Here is a 15,093-nt window from a genome sequence, read left to right as displayed (position 1 = left end):
GTCCGAGAGAATCACCGTGTCCGGCGAGCCGAGAGTGATCATCGGCTCGATGGCCAGCGCCACTCCCTCGACCAGCTTCAGACCGCGCCCAGGCCGGCCGTAGTTCAGCACGTGCGGCGGCTGGTGCATCTCCGTGCCGATGCCGTGACCGCCGTAGTGGTCCACGATGCCGTAGCCATGCGGGGTGATGTGGCGCTCCACCGCGTTGCTGATGTCGGTCAGTCTGCCGCCGAGCTGGGCGGCCGCCAGGCCCCGCCACAGCGCCTCGTCGCAGACCCGCAGCATGTCGAGCACCTCGGGGGCCACCTCGCCGACGGGGACGGTGATCGCCGAGTCGCCGTGCCAGCCGTCGACGATCGCTCCGCAGTCGATCGAGACGATGTCGCCCTCGCGCAGCACCCGCCGCCGGCTCGGGATCGCATGCACGACCTCGTTGTTCACCGAGCTGCAGATCGACGCGGGGTAGGGCGGGTGGGCGTAGCCCTTGAAGGACGGAATGCCTCCGTCGGCCCGGATCGTCTTCTCCGCGAGTTCGTCCAGATCGGCCGTGGTGACCCCGGGCGCGACCGCTTCCCTCAGCTTGGCCAGGGTTTTCGCGACGAGCAGCCCGGCCACTCGCATCTTGGCGATCTCAGATGCCGTCTTGATCTGGACATGCTCTCGTCGTGCCACGGTCTGACCGGTCCCGTCCTCAGTAGTGTTCGCCCTGTTCAGCAACCCAGCCGAGCCGTCAGTCCCACCGGGAGCGTGCCGCCACGGGGCAGGGCCGGCGGGCCCTGGCGGGCCGGCTCGGCTCCGCAGGCCCGGTCATCGCCTCCCTGAGCCGGGAGGCGAGCCACGCCCCGCGGAAACAGGCTTCCGCGCCGACAGGCCCCACCTCTTCCTCGACGATAACCGCCCGGAGCCGCCTCGACGGGGCCGCGGCCGAGTCCGGGCCGCCCGGTTCGTGACCGGGCGCCCCGCGCCGGTGCCGGATGCTCCAGGCCGAGCAGTCGGCCCGCCCATCCGCCGGCAGGGATCTACCGACGCGGATCAGTGGGCGTAGTGGCGTCAGTCGGCGTAGTGGCGCAGTGCGTCCAACGCGCGATCGGTCACGTTGTCCACCGGCCCGGTCGCGTCGATACCGATGAGAACGCCCTTGGCCGCGTAGTAGGCGACGAGCGGAGCTGTCTGCTCCGCGTACACCTCCAGCCGGTGGCGAACGGTCTCCGAACGGTCGTCGTCCCGCTGGAACAGCTCACCCGAGCAGCGGTCGCAGACCCCTTCGTCGCGGGGCGGATCGAAGTCGAGATGCCAGATGTGCCCGCAGTTGCGGCAGGTGCGGCGACCCGAGAGCCGACGCACCACCTCATCGTCGTCGACGACGAGCTCAAGCACGACGTCGAGGCGGGTGCCCATCTCGTCCAGCATGCCGCCGAGCACCTCGGCCTGTGGCACGTTGCGCGGGAAGCCGTCCAGGAGGAAGCCCTTGACCGCGTCGTCCTCGGCGAGCCGGTTGCGCACCATGCCGATGGTGATCTCGTCGGGGACGAGGTCGCCGGCATCCATGTAGGTCTTCGCCAGGACACCCAGCTCGGTGCCTTCGCGTACGTTCGCCCGGAAGATGTCACCGGTCGAGATCTTCGGAATGGACCTCGCCTGGGCTATGAAGGCGGCCTGCGTTCCCTTACCTGCACCGGGCGGTCCGACCAGTACGAGGCGCACTACCGGAGGAATCCTTCGTAGTTGCGCAGCATCAGCTGGCTTTCAATCTGTTTCACGGTTTCCAGCCCCACTCCCACCATGATCAGCACCGACGTACCAGCGAACGGGAAGGGCTGGTCCTTGGTCAGGTTGAGAAGCGCCAACGGCAACACCGTGATGACCCCCAGGAACAACGAGCCAGGGAGGGTGATGCGGGACAGCACGTGGTCCAGGTATTCGGCCGTCGGGCGGCCGGGCCGGATCCCCGGGATGAACCCGCCGTACTTCTTCATGTTGTCCGCGACCTCCGTCGGATTGAAGGTGATCGCGACGTAGAAGTACGTGAAGAAGATGATCAGCGCGCCGTAGGCCACGAGATAGAGCGGGTGGTCTCCGCGGGAGAGGTAGCGCTGCTCGAAATCCTGGAATGTCTGGTTGTTCCACACCTGGCCCAGCAGCTGCGGGAGCTGAAGGAGCGACGAGGCGAAGATGACCGGGATGATGCCGGCCTGGTTCACCTTGATCGGCAGATAGGTCGAGGTCCCGCCGTACATGCGGCGCCCGATGAGGCGCTTCGCGTACTGGACGGGGATTCGACGCTGCGACTGCTCGACGAAGATGACGAACACGACGATCGCGAGGCCCAGCAGGATCACCAGGCCGAAGACGAGGCCACCTGCGACCTGGAGGATGCGCCCGCCCTGCGAGGGCAGCTGCGCGGCGATCGAGGTGAAGATCAGCAGCGACATGCCGTTACCCACGCCGCGGGCCGTGATCAACTCACCCATCCACATGATGACCGACGTGCCGGCGGTCATCGTGATCACGATGGTGGCGATACGGAAGAGGCTGGTGTCCGGAATGATGGCGGCGCTGCAGCTCGGGAAGAGCCGACCGCTGCGCGCCAGCGCCACGATGCCGGTGGCCTGCAGAACCCCCAGCGCGATCGTCAGATAACGGGTGTACTGAGTGAGCTTCTGCTCACCCGAACTGCCTTCCTTCTTCAGCTGCTCAAGCCGCGGGATGACCACGACGAGCAGCTGGATGATGATGCTCGACGTGATGTACGGCATGATGCCGAGCGCGAAGATCGACAGCTGCAGGAGTGCGCCGCCGCTGAACAGGTTGATCAGCGAGTAGACGTTGCTGCTGTCCTCGCTGGCCGCGTCCAGACAGGAGTTCACCGCCGCGGTGGAGACGCCGGGCGACGGCATGACGCTGCCCAGCCGGAACAGGACGACGATGCCTGCGGTAAAGAGCAGCTTCTTCCGCAGGTCGGGCGTGCGGAAGGCCCGCGTGAAGGCGGTGAGCACGTCTCCTCCTGCTGTTCCTACGGCTGACGGGACGGCGCGGCGTTTGGTGCAGATCCGTTCGGTGCAGATCTCCGGCGGCCCTGGAAGCGGACCGTACGCGGTGAGGCGACTCTAACAGCACCTGAGGCTCACTCGTCCGGACATCACGCGCGGTAGGCACTGGTGTACCGGGAAGCCGGTGCGCAAACCACTGCCAAACCACGCCAAGCCCAAACCACTGCCGAGCCGGCGTGTGCCGGTATCCGTACAGTGGCCTGTCCTGCCCGGGTCACGCGGCGAGATGTGCTTACAACCACCTCGCCGCGCGGCCCGGCAAAGCACGAACGCCTCGGGACGGGCGTGGGTACGCCCGTCCCGAGGCGCTGTCAGACCTGGGTGACGCTGCCGCCGGCGGCCTCGATCTTCTGCTTGGCCGAGCCGGAGAAAGCATGCGCGGTGACCTGAACGGCCACGCCGATCTCCCCGTCGCCGAGGACCTTCACCAACGACTTCGAGCGGACGGCGCCAGCGGCCACCAACTCGTCGACGCCGACCGTGCCACCCTCGGGGAACAGCTCCTCGATCGTGGCGACGTTCACCACCTGGTACTCGGTACGGAAACGGTTACGGAAGCCCTTCAGCTTCGGAACCCGCATATGCAGTGGCATCTGGCCACCCTCGAAGCGGGCCGGAACCTGCTTGCGGGCCTTGGAACCCTTCGTACCACGCCCCGCGGTCTTTCCCTTGGAGCCCTCACCGCGGCCCACCCGCTGCTTCTTCTTGTGGGCACCAGGCGCCGGGCGAAGGTGATGGACCTTCAGCCCGAGCGCACGGGGCTCCTGGGCGCCGGCGGAATCCGCCTTCTCGAGCGTCTGCTCGGCCATCAGGAGTCCACCTCCTCGACCCGCACGAGATGGGTCACAGTAGCGATCATCCCACGAACCTCGGGACGATCCTCACGAACAGTGCTGCCGTTGATACGGCGCAGACCCAGCGTCCGCAGCGTCTCACGCTGGTTGCGGGTTCCGCCGATCTCGGAGCGGATCTGGGTGATGCGCAGCTTCGCCATTACGCACCGACCCCAGCCGCCCGCGCGCGAAGCATAGCCGGCGGAGCAACGTCCTCCAGCGGCAGCCCACGACGAGCGGCGATCTCCTCAGGCCGCATCAGCCCGCGCAGCGCCGCAACGGTCGCGTGCACGATGTTGATCGGGTTCGAGGACCCCAGCGACTTCGACAGCACGTCGTGCACGCCGGCGCACTCCAGCACCGCACGCACCGGGCCACCGGCGATGACACCGGTACCCGGCGAGGCCGGCTTGAGCAGCACGACGCCGGCGGCGTCCTCACCCTGCACCGGGTGCGGGATGGTGGAGCCGATCCGCGGGACCTTGAAGAAGTGCTTCTTGGCCTCCTCGACCCCCTTGGCGATGGCCGCCGGGACCTCCTTGGCCTTGCCGTAGCCGACGCCGACGGTCCCGTCCGCGTCGCCGACGACGACGAGCGCCGTGAAGCTGAAGCGGCGCCCACCCTTCACGACCTTCGCCACCCGGTTGATGGCGACGACCCGCTCGACATAAGCGGTCTTCTCCTGCGCCGGGCCACCGCCCGAACGGTCGCGGCGCTCGCGGCGGTCGGAACCGCCGGAGCCGCCTCCGCGGCGCTGCTGGCCTGGCATCTAGAACATCTCCCTAGTAGCTGTGGTCATCAGAAGTTCAGCCCGCCTTCGCGGGCCGCGTCCGCCAACGCGGCGATCCGGCCGTGGTAGGTGCGACCACCGCGGTCGAACACCACGGCGTCGATCCCGGCGGCGCGGGCACGCTCCGCGACGAGGCGGCCGACCTCGCGGGCCTTGGCGCTCTTGTCTCCCTCGGAGGCGCGCAGACCGTCCTCCAGCGTGGAGGCCGAGGCCAACGTGTGCCCGGCGACGTCGTCGATGACCTGGGCGTAGATGTGCCGCGAGGACCGGGTGACGACGAGACGCGGGCGGGCCGGGGTACCCGACACCTTCTTGCGCACACGGACGTGGCGGCGGAGCTTGGCCGTCCGCCGACGCGCGCTGGCGCTGAGGCTCACTGCCATGTCTGTCTACCTACTTCCCGGTCTTCCCGACCTTGCGGCGAACGACCTCGCCCTGGTACCGCACACCCTTGCCCTTGTAGGGGTCCGGCTTGCGCAGCCCGCGAATCTTGGCGGAGACCTCGCCGACCAGCTGCTTGTCGATGCCGTGCACGACGAAGCGGGTCGGGGTCTGCACCTCGAACCGGATGCCCTCGGGCGCCTTCACCGGAACCGGGTGGCTGTAGCCGAGAGCGAACTCCAGGTCCGAGCCCTTGGCCTGGACCCGGTAACCGACCCCGACGATCTCCAGGGTCTTCGAGTAACCGGCGGTGACCCCGACGACCATGTTGGAGACGAGCGTCCGGGTCAGGCCGTGCAGCGCGCGGCTGCGCCGCTCGTCGTTCGGCCGGCTGACGACGATCTGACCGTCCTCGCGGGCGACCTCGATCGGCTCGACGACAGTGTGGCTCAGAGTCCCCTTGGGGCCCTTCACCGTCACCGTCGGGCCCTCGAGAGTCACCTCGACGCCGCTGGGAACACTGATGGGCTGGCGCCCGATCCGTGACATCGTTCGCCTTCCTTACCAGACGTAGGCGAGGACTTCCCCGCCCACGCCCCGCTTGCCGGCCTGCCTGTCGGTCAGCAGCCCCGACGAGGTAGAGATGATTGCAACACCCAGGCCGCCAAGGACCTTCGGCAGGTTCGTCGACTTCGCGTACACGCGCAGACCCGGCTTGCTGATCCGCTTCACGCCCGCGATGGAACGCTCCCGGTTCGGGCCGTACTTGAGGTCGACGATCAGAGTCCTGCCGACCGCGCCCGCCGGTGCGTCCTCGACGTGCCAGCCGAGGATGTAACCCTCCTGCTGGAGGATCTCGGCGATGTGAGTCTTGATCTTGCTGTGCGGCATCACCACCCGGTCGTGATAAGCCCGGTTGGCGTTGCGGACACGGGTGAGCATGTCCGCGATCGGATCGGTCATCGTCATGGCTTGACGCCTTTCTCACGGCGGTTCCCGTCGCTCGCACCGGAGCCGGTCGGGCCTACCGCGATCGTGTGGGTACTACGAGGAGCTCGAGGTACTACCAGGAGCTCCGTCTGCTACCAGGAGCTCTTGGTCACGCCCGGCAGTTCGCCCCGGTGGGCCATCTGCCGCAGGCACACCCGGCACAGCCCGAACACCCGGTAGACCGAGCGCGGCCGGCCACACCGCTGGCAGCGGGTGTAGCCGCGCACGGCGTACTTGGGCTTGCGGGCGGCCTTCTCGACCAGCGCCTTCTTCGCCATCTCTCAGCTCTCCCGGAACGGGAAGCCCAGCGCGCGCAGCAGCGCCCGGCCCTCGTCGTCGTTGGTCGCGGTGGTCACGACCGTGATGTCCATACCGCGGACCCGGTCGATCTTGTCGATGTCGATCTCGTGGAAGATCGACTGCTCGGTCACACCGAACGTGTAGTTGCCCGCGCCGTCGAACTGCTTGGGCGACAGCCCGCGGAAGTCGCGAATGCGGGGCAGCGCGATCGAGACCAGGCGGTCGAGGAACTCCCACATCCGGTCACCGCGCAGGGTCACCTTCGCCCCGATGGGCTGGCCCTCGCGCAGCTTGAACTGGGCGATCGACTTCTTGGCCCGACGGATCGCCGGCTTCTGGCCGGTGATGGCCGCGAGGTCCCGGGTGGCTCCGTCGATCAGCTTCGCGTCCCGGGCGGCGTCGCCGACACCCATGTTGACGACGACCTTCACCACGCCTGGGATCTGCATGACGTTGCCGTAGGAGAACTGCTCCCGCAGAGCCGGGGAGATCTCCTCGCGGTACCGCTGCTTCAGCCGAGGGACCGGCCGGGCTTCCGTGGTCACACTCATGTCTCGTTTCCTAGCCTTGCGCCGGGGGCCTAGAGCTCGGCACCGGTGCGGCGCGAGATCCGGACCTTGGTGCCGTCCTCGTTGATGCGGTAACCGACACGGGTCGGCTTGCCATCCGACGGATCGACGATCATCACGTTGCTCACGTGGATCGGCGCTTCCTGGGTGACGATTCCCCCGGACTGCGAGCCACGCGCGCTCTGCTGGACCCGGGTGTGCTTCGTGATCCGGTTCGCGCCCTCGACGACGACCTTGTTCTGGTCGGGGAGAGCCCGGATGACCTTGCCCTTGAGACCCCGGTCCTTGCCAGTGATGATCTGGACCGTGTCGCCCTTCTTGATCTTCAAACCGGCCACGGTCTAGAGCACCTCCGGCGCCAGCGAAATAATCTTCATGAAACGCTTGTCCCGCAGCTCACGGCCGACCGGGCCGAAAATGCGGGTACCGCGGGGGTCTCCCCCGTCTCGGATGAGGACCGCCGCGTTCTCGTCGAACCGGATGTAGGAGCCGTCCGGCCGCCGCCGCTCCTTGGTGGTGCGCACCACGACCGCCTTGACCACGTCGCCGCGCTTCACGCCGGCGCCGGGCAGGGCGTCCTTCACCGTTCCGACGATGATGTCGCCGATCCCCGCGTAACGACGCCCAGAGCCGCCGAGAACCCGGATGCACAGAATCTCCCTGGCTCCGGTGTTGTCGGCGACCCGAAGTCGCGACTCCTGCTGAATCACTTTCCGCTCCTGATCACCCGTTGCCGCCGTTGCAATCCCTCGTACGAGGCGATGAGGGCCGCCCGTAGTGCGGCACCGCCTCGCGCCGGCACCCGGCCGGCCGTCCCCGTGGTCACGGCACCCTCGGGTCCGGATCCGGCGAGAGAATCCGGATCACTGCCGGGCCGATCACCGCTGGGTTGTGGTGGCGCGAACCCATCACGGCCACGCCACCACAGCCACCAGGCCGCCTCGGACCTACTTGGCCTTCTCGAGGACCTCGACGACCCGCCAGCGCTTGGTGGCCGACAGGGGCCGCGTCTCCATCAGCAGAACGCGGTCGCCGACACCGACGGTGCCGGCCTCGTCGTGCGCCTTGACCCTCTTCGTACGACGGATCGTCTTGCCGTAGAGCGGGTGCTGGACCCGGTCCTCGACCGCGACGACAACCGTCTTCTCCATCTTGTCGCTGATCACCAGGCCCTCACGCACCTTGCGGAAACCCCGCGCGGCGGCCTCGTCGGTGGCGGCAGCGGTGGTGCTGGTGGTGCTTTCCGTGCTCACTTCTTCTCCGCTCACTGCGCTCACGCCCGATCCGTGCCGGCGTCGTCCACCGCGACGGCCGGGTCGTCGCTCAGCCCGAGCTCCCGCTCGCGCATAACCGTGTAGATCCGCGCGATGTCCTGACGGATGTCGCGCAGCCGCCGGTTGTTACGCAGCTGACCAGTCGCGGCCTGGAACCGGAGGTTGAACAGCTCCTCCTTGGCCTCCCGCAACTTGTCCACCAGCTCGCCGGCGGACAGGGCACGCAGATCGTCCGCTGTCGTGACGGCCATCAGGCACCACCCTCACGGGTCACGAAACGGCACTTCATCGGCAGCTTGTGGATGGCGCGGCGCATCGCCTCACGGGCGACGGGCTCCGCGACACCGGACAGCTCGAACATGATGCGCCCGGGCTTGACGTTGGCGACCCACCACTCCGGCGAGCCCTTACCGGAACCCATCCGGGTCTCGGCCGGCTTCTTGGTCAGCGGACGGTCCGGGTAGATGTTGATCCAGACCTTTCCACCACGCCGGATGTGCCGGGTCATCGCGATACGGGCCGACTCGATCTGCCGGTTCGTCACGTAGGCCGGCTCCAAGGCCTGGATCGCGTATTCGCCGAAGGCGATCCTCGTGCCGCCCTTGGCCGCGCCCGTCCGCTTGGGGTGGTGCTGCTTGCGGTGCGCGACCTTCCGGGGAATGAGCATGTTTCCTAACCCTCCGCCTTCTCCGGCGCGCCCTGGGCCTCGGCGACCACCGGGGCCGACGTCACCTCGGGCACAACCGCCTCGGGCGCCGCCGGGCTGGCCGGCGTGCTCTCGGTCGCGGTCTTCTCGCCCGAGGTCTTCTCGCCCGACGCCTTCTCCGCCGCCGAGCCACCGGCTCCGCCGCTGCCGCCACGACCGCGGCGCTCACCCGCGCGGGCAGCCGCCCGGCCGGCGTCCGTACCGCCCTGCGTGGTACCCGACGAACCCGAGCGCGGGCCGCGGCGCGGACGGTCGCGACGCTGCTGACGAAGCAGCGCCTCCTGCGCCTCCCGCTCCGCGCGGCTCTGGACGACGTCGCCCTTGTAGATCCAGACCTTCACGCCGATGCGGCCGAAGTTCGTCCTGGCCTCGTAGAAGCCGTAGTCGATGTCCGCGCGCAGCGTGTGCAGCGGCACCCGGCCCTCGCGGTAGAACTCCGACCGGCTCATCTCGGCGCCGCCCAGGCGGCCCGAGCACTGGACCCGGATGCCCTTCGCGCCGCCCTTCATCGCCGACTGCATCGCCTTGCGCATCGCACGCCGGAAGCTGACCCGGCTGGACAGCTGCTCGGCGACGCCCTGGGCGACAAGCTGCGCGTCGGTCTCGGGGTTCTTGACCTCGAGGATGTTGAGCTGCACCTGCTTGCCGGTGAGCTTCTCCAGGTCACCGCGGATGCGGTCGGCCTCGGCGCCACGACGACCGATCACGATGCCCGGGCGGGCGGTGTGGATGTCCACCCGCAGCCGGCCCTGGGTGCGCTCGATGTCGACGCGGCTGATGCCGGCCCGCTCCATACCGCGGGACATCATCTTGCGGATCTTGACGTCCTCACCGACGTACGCCTTGTACTGCTTGTCGGCGTACCAGCGGGAGGTGAACTCCGACGTGATGCCAAGTCGGAACCCGTGCGGGTTTACCTTCTGCCCCACTACCGGGCCCTCCTTGTCGTCCTGGCGCCGGCGCCCGTCGCGACCGGTTCCCGGCTCTCCACCACGACCGTGATGTGGCTGGTGCGCTTGCGGATCCGGTACGCACGGCCCTGCGCGCGGGGCCGGATGCGCTTGAGCGTCGGCCCCTCGTCGACGTAGGCCGCGCTGATCCACAGCGTCGCCGGGTCCAGGGAGTGGTTGTTCTCGGCGTTCGCCACCGCGCTCGCGACGACCTTGTAGACGTCGGTGCTCGCCGCCTGTGGGGCGAACCGCAGGATGTCGAGCGCCTCGCCAGCCGACCGGCCGCGGACCAGGTCGACGACCCGGCGCGCCTTGGTCGGGGAGGTGTGGACGTACCGGGCGGTCGCCTTGGCTCCGGGCAGGCCGGCGCGGGTCAGGCCCTCGACGAGGTCGTCAGCCACGACGTGACCTCCGGTCCTCCTTGACGTGCCCGCGGAACGTGCGCGTCGGCGCGAACTCGCCAAGCTTGTGCCCGACCATGCCCTCGGTGATGAACACCGGGACGTGCTTGCGGCCGTCGTGCACGGCGATGGTGTGGCCCAGCATGTCGGGGATCACGGTCGAGCGTCGCGACCAGGTCCTGATGACGTGCTTGGTGCCCTTCTCGTTCTGGGCGTCCACCTTCTTGAGCAGGTGGTCGTCGACGAACGGGCCCTTCTTAAGACTGCGTGGCATGGCTGTGTCTCCTCCTTCCTGCTCAGTGGTGGGGGTGGATCGAGGTGGCCGGCACGCTCATTGTTACCGCCGCCTGTTCTGCTTGCGCCGACGCACGATCATCGCGTCGCTGGACTTCTTGGTCCGCCGGGTCCGACCCTCGGGACGGCCCTTCGGGTTGACCGGGTGGCGACCACCGGAGGTCTTGCCCTCACCACCACCATGCGGGTGATCGACCGGGTTCATGGCGACACCGCGCACGGTGGGCCGACGGCCCTTCCAGCGCATACGGCCGGCCTTGCCCCAGTTGATGTTGCTCTGCTCGGCGTTGCCCACCTCGCCGACGGTCGCGCGGCAGCGCACGTCGACGTTGCGGATCTCACCGGAGGGCATCCGGAGCTGGGCGTACGGACCGTCCTTGGCGACGAGCTGCACACTGGCGCCGGCGCTGCGGGCGATCTTGGCGCCGCCGCCGGGGCGCAGCTCGATCGCGTGCACCACGGTGCCGGTCGGGATGTTACGCAGCGGCAGGGCGTTGCCCGGCTTGATGTCGGCGCCGACGCCCGAGCTCACCATGTCGCCCTGGCGCAGCTTCACCGGGGCGAGGATGTAGCGCTTCTCGCCGTCCAGGTAGTGCAGCAGCGCGATGCGCGCGGTGCGGTTCGGGTCGTACTCGATGTGCGCGACCTTGGCCGGCACGCCGTCCTTGTCCCGACGGAAGTCGATGAGCCGGTAGGCGCGCTTGTGGCCACCACCCTGGTGCCGGGTGGTGATCCGCCCGTGAACGTTACGACCGCCCTTGGAGTGCAGCGGCCGGACGAGGGACTTCTCGGGGTGATCACGGGTGATCTCGACGAAGTCTGCGACGCTCGACCCACGGCGCCCCGGCGTCGTCGGCTTGTACCTACGAATACCCATGCTCTACTTCCGATCCGACGCCGGGCTGTGCGGCACCCGGGTGAGCCCCACGCGGGTGTCAGGCACCGGGGCCTCCGAAGATCTCGATGGTGTCACCGGGCGCGAGGCTCACGAGCGCACGCTTGGTGGCCGGGCGGTGTCCCCAGCCGGACTTCGTCCGCTTGCGCTTGCCCTGCCGGTTGATCGTGTTGACGCTGGTGACCCGCACGTTGAAGATCTTCTGCACGGCGAGCTTGATCTGCGTCTTGTTGGCGTCGGGGCGGACGATGAACGTGTAGACGTTCTCGTCGAGCAGGCCGTAGCTCTTCTCGGAGACGACCGGGCGAAGAATGATGTCACGCGGGTCGGGGATCACTTGTCCTCCTGCTCGCCAGCCGGGCTGCCGGCCAGGCTGCCGTTGTCAGCCGCCGGACGGGAGCCACGCGCGAGGAACGCGGCGAGCGCGCCCTCGGTGAACACCACGTCGTCGCTCACCAGCACGTCGTACGTGTTGAGCTGGCCCGGGTCGAGCAGGTGCACGGCCGCGACGTTGCGCAGGCTGAGCCACGTCTGCTCGTCCGAACGCTGCGCGACGACCAGCACCCGGCGGGCGTCGACCAGGCTGGTCAGCGCCTTGAAGGCGGCCTTGGTCGACGGCGCGTCGCCGGCGACCAGCGAGGACACCACGTGCACCCGGTCGTTGCGGGCCCGGTCGGACAGGGCACCGCGCAGCGCGGCGGCCTTCATCTTCTTGGGCGTGCGCTGGTCGTAGTTGCGCGGCTTCGGGCCATGGACGACGCCACCACCGGTGAACTGCGGCGCCCGCAGCGAACCCTGGCGGGCGCGACCGGTGCCCTTCTGGCGGTACGGCTTGCGGCCACCACCGCGAACCTCGCCCCGGGTCTTGGTGTCGTGCGTGCCCTGCCGCGCCGCGGCGAGCTGCGCCACCACGACCTGGTGGATGAGCGGCACGTTGAGCGGCACGTCGAAGACGGCACCCGGCAGCTCGACGCTGCCCGCGTCGCCACCCGCCGGCGCGTGCACCGGGACCGTGCGGTCGACCGGCGCGTCCACCTCGGCGGAGTCTTCCTTCGTCACTGTTGCCGTCGCGCTCATGCCGAGGCCTCCTCAGCGGTGCCAGCGGTCGCACCTTCGGCCACCGGAGCGAGCGGCTCCGGCGCGGGCCGCTTGGCCGCGCTGCGCACGAAGACCAGACCGCCGTCGGGGCCGGGGACCGCACCCTTGATCAGCAGAAAACCACGCTCGGTGTCCACGGCGTGGATGGTCAGCCCGGCCACGGTGACCCGGGCGTGCCCCATCCGACCGGCCATCCGCAGGCCCTTGAAGACCCGGCCCGGGGTGGCACAGCCACCGACCGATCCCGGGGAGCGGTGCTTGCGCTCGACGCCGTGACCGGCGCCCAGGCCCTTGAAGCCGTGCCGCTTCATGACACCGGCGAAGCCCTTGCCCTTGGAGGTGCCGGTGACGTCGACGACCTGACCGGCGTCGAACAGCTCACCGGTCAGCTCCTGGCCGGCCCGGTAGTTGCCGGCGTCCGCCGTGCGGAGCTCCACCAGATGCCGCCGGGGGGTGACCCCGGAGGTCTCGAAGTGGCCTCGCAGCGGCTTGTTGATCCGACGCGGGTCGATCTCGCCGAAGCCGAGCTGGACGGCGGAGTAGCCGTCGTTGTCTGTCGTCTTGACCTGGGTCACGACGTTGGGGCCGGCCTGAATGACGGTGACCGGCACGACGCGGTTGTTCGCGTCCCATACCTGGGTCATCCCGAGCTTGGTGCCCAGGAGCCCTCTGTAATTGCGGTTGAGCATGACTGGCGCCGGCCCCTCTTACAGCTTGATCTCGATGTCCACGCCGGCGGGCAGGTCGAGGCGCATCAGCGAGTCGACCGTCTTCGGCGTCGGGTCAAGGATGTCGATCAGCCGCTTGTGCGTCCGCATCTCGAAGTGCTCGCGGCTGTCCTTGTACTTGTGCGGCGACCGGATGACGCAGTAGACGTTCTTCTCCGTCGGCAGCGGCACCGGACCCGCGACCTGCGCACCGGTACGCGTCACGGTCTCGACGATCTTCCGCGCCGAGCTGTCGATGACCTCGTGGTCATAGGCCTTGAGCCGGATGCGGATCTTCTGTGCCGCCATGGTGGGCTTCGCCTGTCCTGTCTGTCTCGTCCGGCCGGTATCACTACCGGGTCCCCGTCGACCTGTCCGGCGCTGCGCGGCGCGGGCTGCCGTCGGGATCGACGGCAGCCCGGCCGGGCCGGATTCGTGCCGGGTGTACCGCCTTGTCTGACGCCTATCGGTTCCGCAGCGCGGCCCGCAGGCAACTTCCGAGCCCGGTCTCGCACTGACCCGGGGCGATCGGAGTCGCCCCGGCGTGCCGCCGGGCAGCAATAGCGGGCGGCGGGGCCCCGTGGAGGCACCCGCCGCCCGCCGTTACTACTTGATGACCTTCAGAACCTGGCCCGCACCGACGGTCCGGCCACCCTCGCGGATGGCGAAGCGCAGACCTTCCTCCATGGCGATCGGCTGGATGAGCTCGACCGTCATCTCGGTGTTGTCGCCCGGCATGACCATCTCGGTGCCCTCGGGGAGGGTCACGACGCCGGTCACGTCGGTGGTGCGGAAGTAGAACTGCGGCCGGTAGTTCTTGAAGAACGGCGTGTGCCGGCCACCCTCGTCCTTGTTGAGGATGTAGACGCGCGCCTCGAACACCGTGTGCGGGGTGATCGACTTCGGCTTGACGATGACCTGGCCGCGCTCGACGTCCTCGCGCTTGATGCCACGCAGGAGCAGACCGACGTTGTCACCGGCCTGGCCCTCGTCGAGCAGCTTGCGGAACATCTCGACGCCGGTCACGGTCGTCGTCGTGGTCGCGTCCTTGATACCGACGATCTCGACGGTCTCGTTGACCTTGACGATTCCACGCTCGATACGGCCGGTGACGACCGTGCCACGACCGGTGATCGTGAAGACGTCCTCGATCGGCATGAGGAACGGCCGGTCGATGTCACGCTCGGGCTCGGGGATGGACGCGTCCACCGCCGCCATGAGCTCGAGGAGCTTCGCGCCCCACTCCTTGTCGCCCTCCAGCGCCTTGAGCGCGGAGACGCGGATGACCGGCACGTCGTCGCCGGGGAACTCGTAGGTGTTCAGGAGCTCCCGGACCTCGAGCTCGACGAGCTCGAGGATCTCCTCGTCGTCGACCATGTCGGCCTTGTTCAGCGCGACGACGATGTACGGCACGCCGACCTGGCGGGCGAGGAGCACGTGCTCCTTCGTCTGCGGCATCGGGCCGTCGGTCGCCGAGACCACCAGGATCGCGCCGTCCATCTGCGCGGCACCGGTGATCATGTTCTTGATGTAGTCGGCGTGGCCGGGGCAGTCGACGTGCGCGTAGTGCCGCGCGTCGGTCTGGTACTCGACGTGCGCGATCGAGATCGTGATACCGCGGGCCTTCTCCTCCGGCGCCTTGTCGATCTGGTCGAACGGCGTGAAGGGGTTGAGGTCCGGGTGCGCGTCGTGCAGAACCTTGGTGATGGCCGCAGTCAGCGTCGTCTTGCCATGGTCGATGTGACCGATGGTGCCGATGTTGACGTGCGGCTTGGTCCGCTCGAACTTCTGCTTCGCCACTGGTGTCCCTCCAAGGACGGGTGGTGTCGTGCTGGTGTAGTCGTCAGTGGTGCCG

Annotated in this window: 25 protein-coding genes; all 25 read right to left on the bottom strand. The window is 68.6% G+C overall.

Annotated elements, in window-relative coordinates; translation table 11 throughout:
- On the bottom strand, nt 1-672 hold a 672-nt coding region (gene map, locus FREUN1FDRAFT_RS06370), incomplete at its 3' end, for a type I methionyl aminopeptidase (RefSeq protein ID WP_035950365.1).
- A gap of 378 nt (nt 673-1,050) precedes the next feature.
- Nucleotides 1,051-1,704: an adenylate kinase gene (locus FREUN1FDRAFT_RS06365; RefSeq protein ID WP_006539153.1), complete on the bottom strand. Its 654-nt coding sequence runs from the start codon at nt 1,702-1,704 to the stop codon at nt 1,051-1,053.
- Nucleotides 1,704-2,996: a preprotein translocase subunit SecY gene (gene secY / locus FREUN1FDRAFT_RS06360; RefSeq protein WP_006539152.1), complete on the bottom strand. Its 1,293-nt coding sequence runs from the start codon at nt 2,994-2,996 to the stop codon at nt 1,704-1,706. Before secY ends, FREUN1FDRAFT_RS06365 begins: the two co-directional genes overlap by 1 nt.
- A 365-nt stretch (nt 2,997-3,361) precedes the next feature.
- The gene (gene rplO, locus FREUN1FDRAFT_RS06355; RefSeq protein WP_006539151.1) at nt 3,362-3,859 is read right to left on the bottom strand and encodes a 50S ribosomal protein L15; all 498 of its coding nucleotides are present in this window, start codon (nt 3,857-3,859) and stop codon (nt 3,362-3,364) included.
- Nucleotides 3,859-4,044, bottom strand: a complete 186-nt coding sequence (gene rpmD / locus FREUN1FDRAFT_RS06350; protein WP_006539150.1) for a 50S ribosomal protein L30 — start codon at nt 4,042-4,044, stop codon at nt 3,859-3,861. Before rpmD ends, rplO begins: the two co-directional genes overlap by 1 nt.
- The gene (gene rpsE / locus FREUN1FDRAFT_RS06345; protein WP_006539149.1) at nt 4,044-4,652 is read right to left on the bottom strand and encodes a 30S ribosomal protein S5; all 609 of its coding nucleotides are present in this window, start codon (nt 4,650-4,652) and stop codon (nt 4,044-4,046) included. Before rpsE ends, rpmD begins: the two co-directional genes overlap by 1 nt.
- Before the next feature lie 29 nt (nt 4,653-4,681).
- Nucleotides 4,682-5,056, bottom strand: coding sequence for a 50S ribosomal protein L18 (gene rplR, locus FREUN1FDRAFT_RS06340; RefSeq protein WP_006539148.1), 375 nt, complete (start codon nt 5,054-5,056; stop codon nt 4,682-4,684).
- 10 nt (nt 5,057-5,066) lie between these two features.
- The gene (rplF, locus tag FREUN1FDRAFT_RS06335) at nt 5,067-5,603 is read right to left on the bottom strand and encodes a 50S ribosomal protein L6 (protein ID WP_006539147.1); all 537 of its coding nucleotides are present in this window, start codon (nt 5,601-5,603) and stop codon (nt 5,067-5,069) included.
- Nucleotides 5,604-5,615: 12 nt separating this feature from the next.
- On the bottom strand, nt 5,616-6,023 hold the full coding sequence (gene rpsH / locus FREUN1FDRAFT_RS06330) for a 30S ribosomal protein S8 (protein ID WP_006539146.1): 408 nt from the start codon (nt 6,021-6,023) through the stop codon (nt 5,616-5,618).
- A gap of 113 nt (nt 6,024-6,136) precedes the next feature.
- Nucleotides 6,137-6,322 (bottom strand): type Z 30S ribosomal protein S14, encoded by a 186-nt coding sequence (locus tag FREUN1FDRAFT_RS06325; RefSeq protein ID WP_006539145.1) that lies wholly within the window; start codon nt 6,320-6,322, stop codon nt 6,137-6,139.
- 3 nt (nt 6,323-6,325) lie between these two features.
- Complete coding sequence (rplE, locus tag FREUN1FDRAFT_RS06320; protein ID WP_006539144.1) at nt 6,326-6,895, bottom strand: 50S ribosomal protein L5; 570 nt, start codon at nt 6,893-6,895, stop codon at nt 6,326-6,328.
- Between the two features lie 29 nt (nt 6,896-6,924).
- Nucleotides 6,925-7,242, bottom strand: coding sequence for a 50S ribosomal protein L24 (rplX, locus tag FREUN1FDRAFT_RS06315; RefSeq protein ID WP_035950362.1), 318 nt, complete (start codon nt 7,240-7,242; stop codon nt 6,925-6,927).
- A gap of 12 nt (nt 7,243-7,254) precedes the next feature.
- The gene (rplN, locus tag FREUN1FDRAFT_RS06310; RefSeq protein ID WP_006539142.1) at nt 7,255-7,623 is read right to left on the bottom strand and encodes a 50S ribosomal protein L14; all 369 of its coding nucleotides are present in this window, start codon (nt 7,621-7,623) and stop codon (nt 7,255-7,257) included.
- Between the two features lie 237 nt (nt 7,624-7,860).
- Complete coding sequence (gene rpsQ, locus FREUN1FDRAFT_RS06305) at nt 7,861-8,190, bottom strand: 30S ribosomal protein S17 (RefSeq protein WP_035950336.1); 330 nt, start codon at nt 8,188-8,190, stop codon at nt 7,861-7,863.
- The gene (gene rpmC / locus FREUN1FDRAFT_RS06300) at nt 8,187-8,438 is read right to left on the bottom strand and encodes a 50S ribosomal protein L29 (RefSeq protein ID WP_006539140.1); all 252 of its coding nucleotides are present in this window, start codon (nt 8,436-8,438) and stop codon (nt 8,187-8,189) included. The genes rpsQ and rpmC overlap by 4 nt, the downstream gene beginning before the upstream one ends.
- Nucleotides 8,438-8,854: a 50S ribosomal protein L16 gene (gene rplP, locus FREUN1FDRAFT_RS06295; protein WP_006539139.1), complete on the bottom strand. Its 417-nt coding sequence runs from the start codon at nt 8,852-8,854 to the stop codon at nt 8,438-8,440. Before rplP ends, rpmC begins: the two co-directional genes overlap by 1 nt.
- A 5-nt stretch (nt 8,855-8,859) precedes the next feature.
- Nucleotides 8,860-9,822 carry a 30S ribosomal protein S3 gene (rpsC, locus tag FREUN1FDRAFT_RS06290; RefSeq protein WP_006539138.1) on the bottom strand — a complete coding sequence of 321 codons (963 nt, stop codon included), beginning with the start codon at nt 9,820-9,822 and terminating at the stop codon, nt 8,860-8,862.
- Nucleotides 9,822-10,244, bottom strand: a complete 423-nt coding sequence (gene rplV / locus FREUN1FDRAFT_RS06285; RefSeq protein WP_006539137.1) for a 50S ribosomal protein L22 — start codon at nt 10,242-10,244, stop codon at nt 9,822-9,824. Before rplV ends, rpsC begins: the two co-directional genes overlap by 1 nt.
- A complete protein-coding gene (gene rpsS, locus FREUN1FDRAFT_RS06280) occupies nt 10,237-10,518 on the bottom strand; it encodes a 30S ribosomal protein S19 (protein WP_006539136.1) in 282 nt (93 codons plus the stop codon). Before rpsS ends, rplV begins: the two co-directional genes overlap by 8 nt.
- Nucleotides 10,519-10,581: 63 nt before the next feature.
- Nucleotides 10,582-11,415, bottom strand: a complete 834-nt coding sequence (gene rplB / locus FREUN1FDRAFT_RS06275) for a 50S ribosomal protein L2 (protein WP_006539135.1) — start codon at nt 11,413-11,415, stop codon at nt 10,582-10,584.
- Between the two features lie 58 nt (nt 11,416-11,473).
- Entirely contained in the window at nt 11,474-11,770 is a 297-nt protein-coding gene (gene rplW, locus FREUN1FDRAFT_RS06270; RefSeq protein WP_006539134.1) for a 50S ribosomal protein L23, read from the bottom strand.
- Nucleotides 11,767-12,510: a 50S ribosomal protein L4 gene (gene rplD, locus FREUN1FDRAFT_RS06265; RefSeq protein ID WP_006539133.1), complete on the bottom strand. Its 744-nt coding sequence runs from the start codon at nt 12,508-12,510 to the stop codon at nt 11,767-11,769. Before rplD ends, rplW begins: the two co-directional genes overlap by 4 nt.
- Nucleotides 12,507-13,220, bottom strand: coding sequence for a 50S ribosomal protein L3 (gene rplC, locus FREUN1FDRAFT_RS06260; protein ID WP_006539132.1), 714 nt, complete (start codon nt 13,218-13,220; stop codon nt 12,507-12,509). Before rplC ends, rplD begins: the two co-directional genes overlap by 4 nt.
- An 18-nt stretch (nt 13,221-13,238) precedes the next feature.
- The gene (rpsJ, locus tag FREUN1FDRAFT_RS06255) at nt 13,239-13,547 is read right to left on the bottom strand and encodes a 30S ribosomal protein S10 (protein ID WP_006539131.1); all 309 of its coding nucleotides are present in this window, start codon (nt 13,545-13,547) and stop codon (nt 13,239-13,241) included.
- Between the two features lie 297 nt (nt 13,548-13,844).
- Nucleotides 13,845-15,038 carry an elongation factor Tu gene (gene tuf / locus FREUN1FDRAFT_RS06250; protein WP_006539130.1) on the bottom strand — a complete coding sequence of 398 codons (1,194 nt, stop codon included), beginning with the start codon at nt 15,036-15,038 and terminating at the stop codon, nt 13,845-13,847.
- Nucleotides 15,039-15,093: the final 55 nt, after the last annotated feature.

It is taken from the genome of Parafrankia sp. EUN1f (assembly GCF_000177675.1).
In the GTDB taxonomy this organism is placed as follows: Bacteria; Actinomycetota; Actinomycetes; order Frankiales; family Frankiaceae; genus Parafrankia.
The sequence above is the reverse complement of the archived record's forward strand: the minus strand, read 5'-3'. Positions and strand labels throughout refer to the sequence as shown.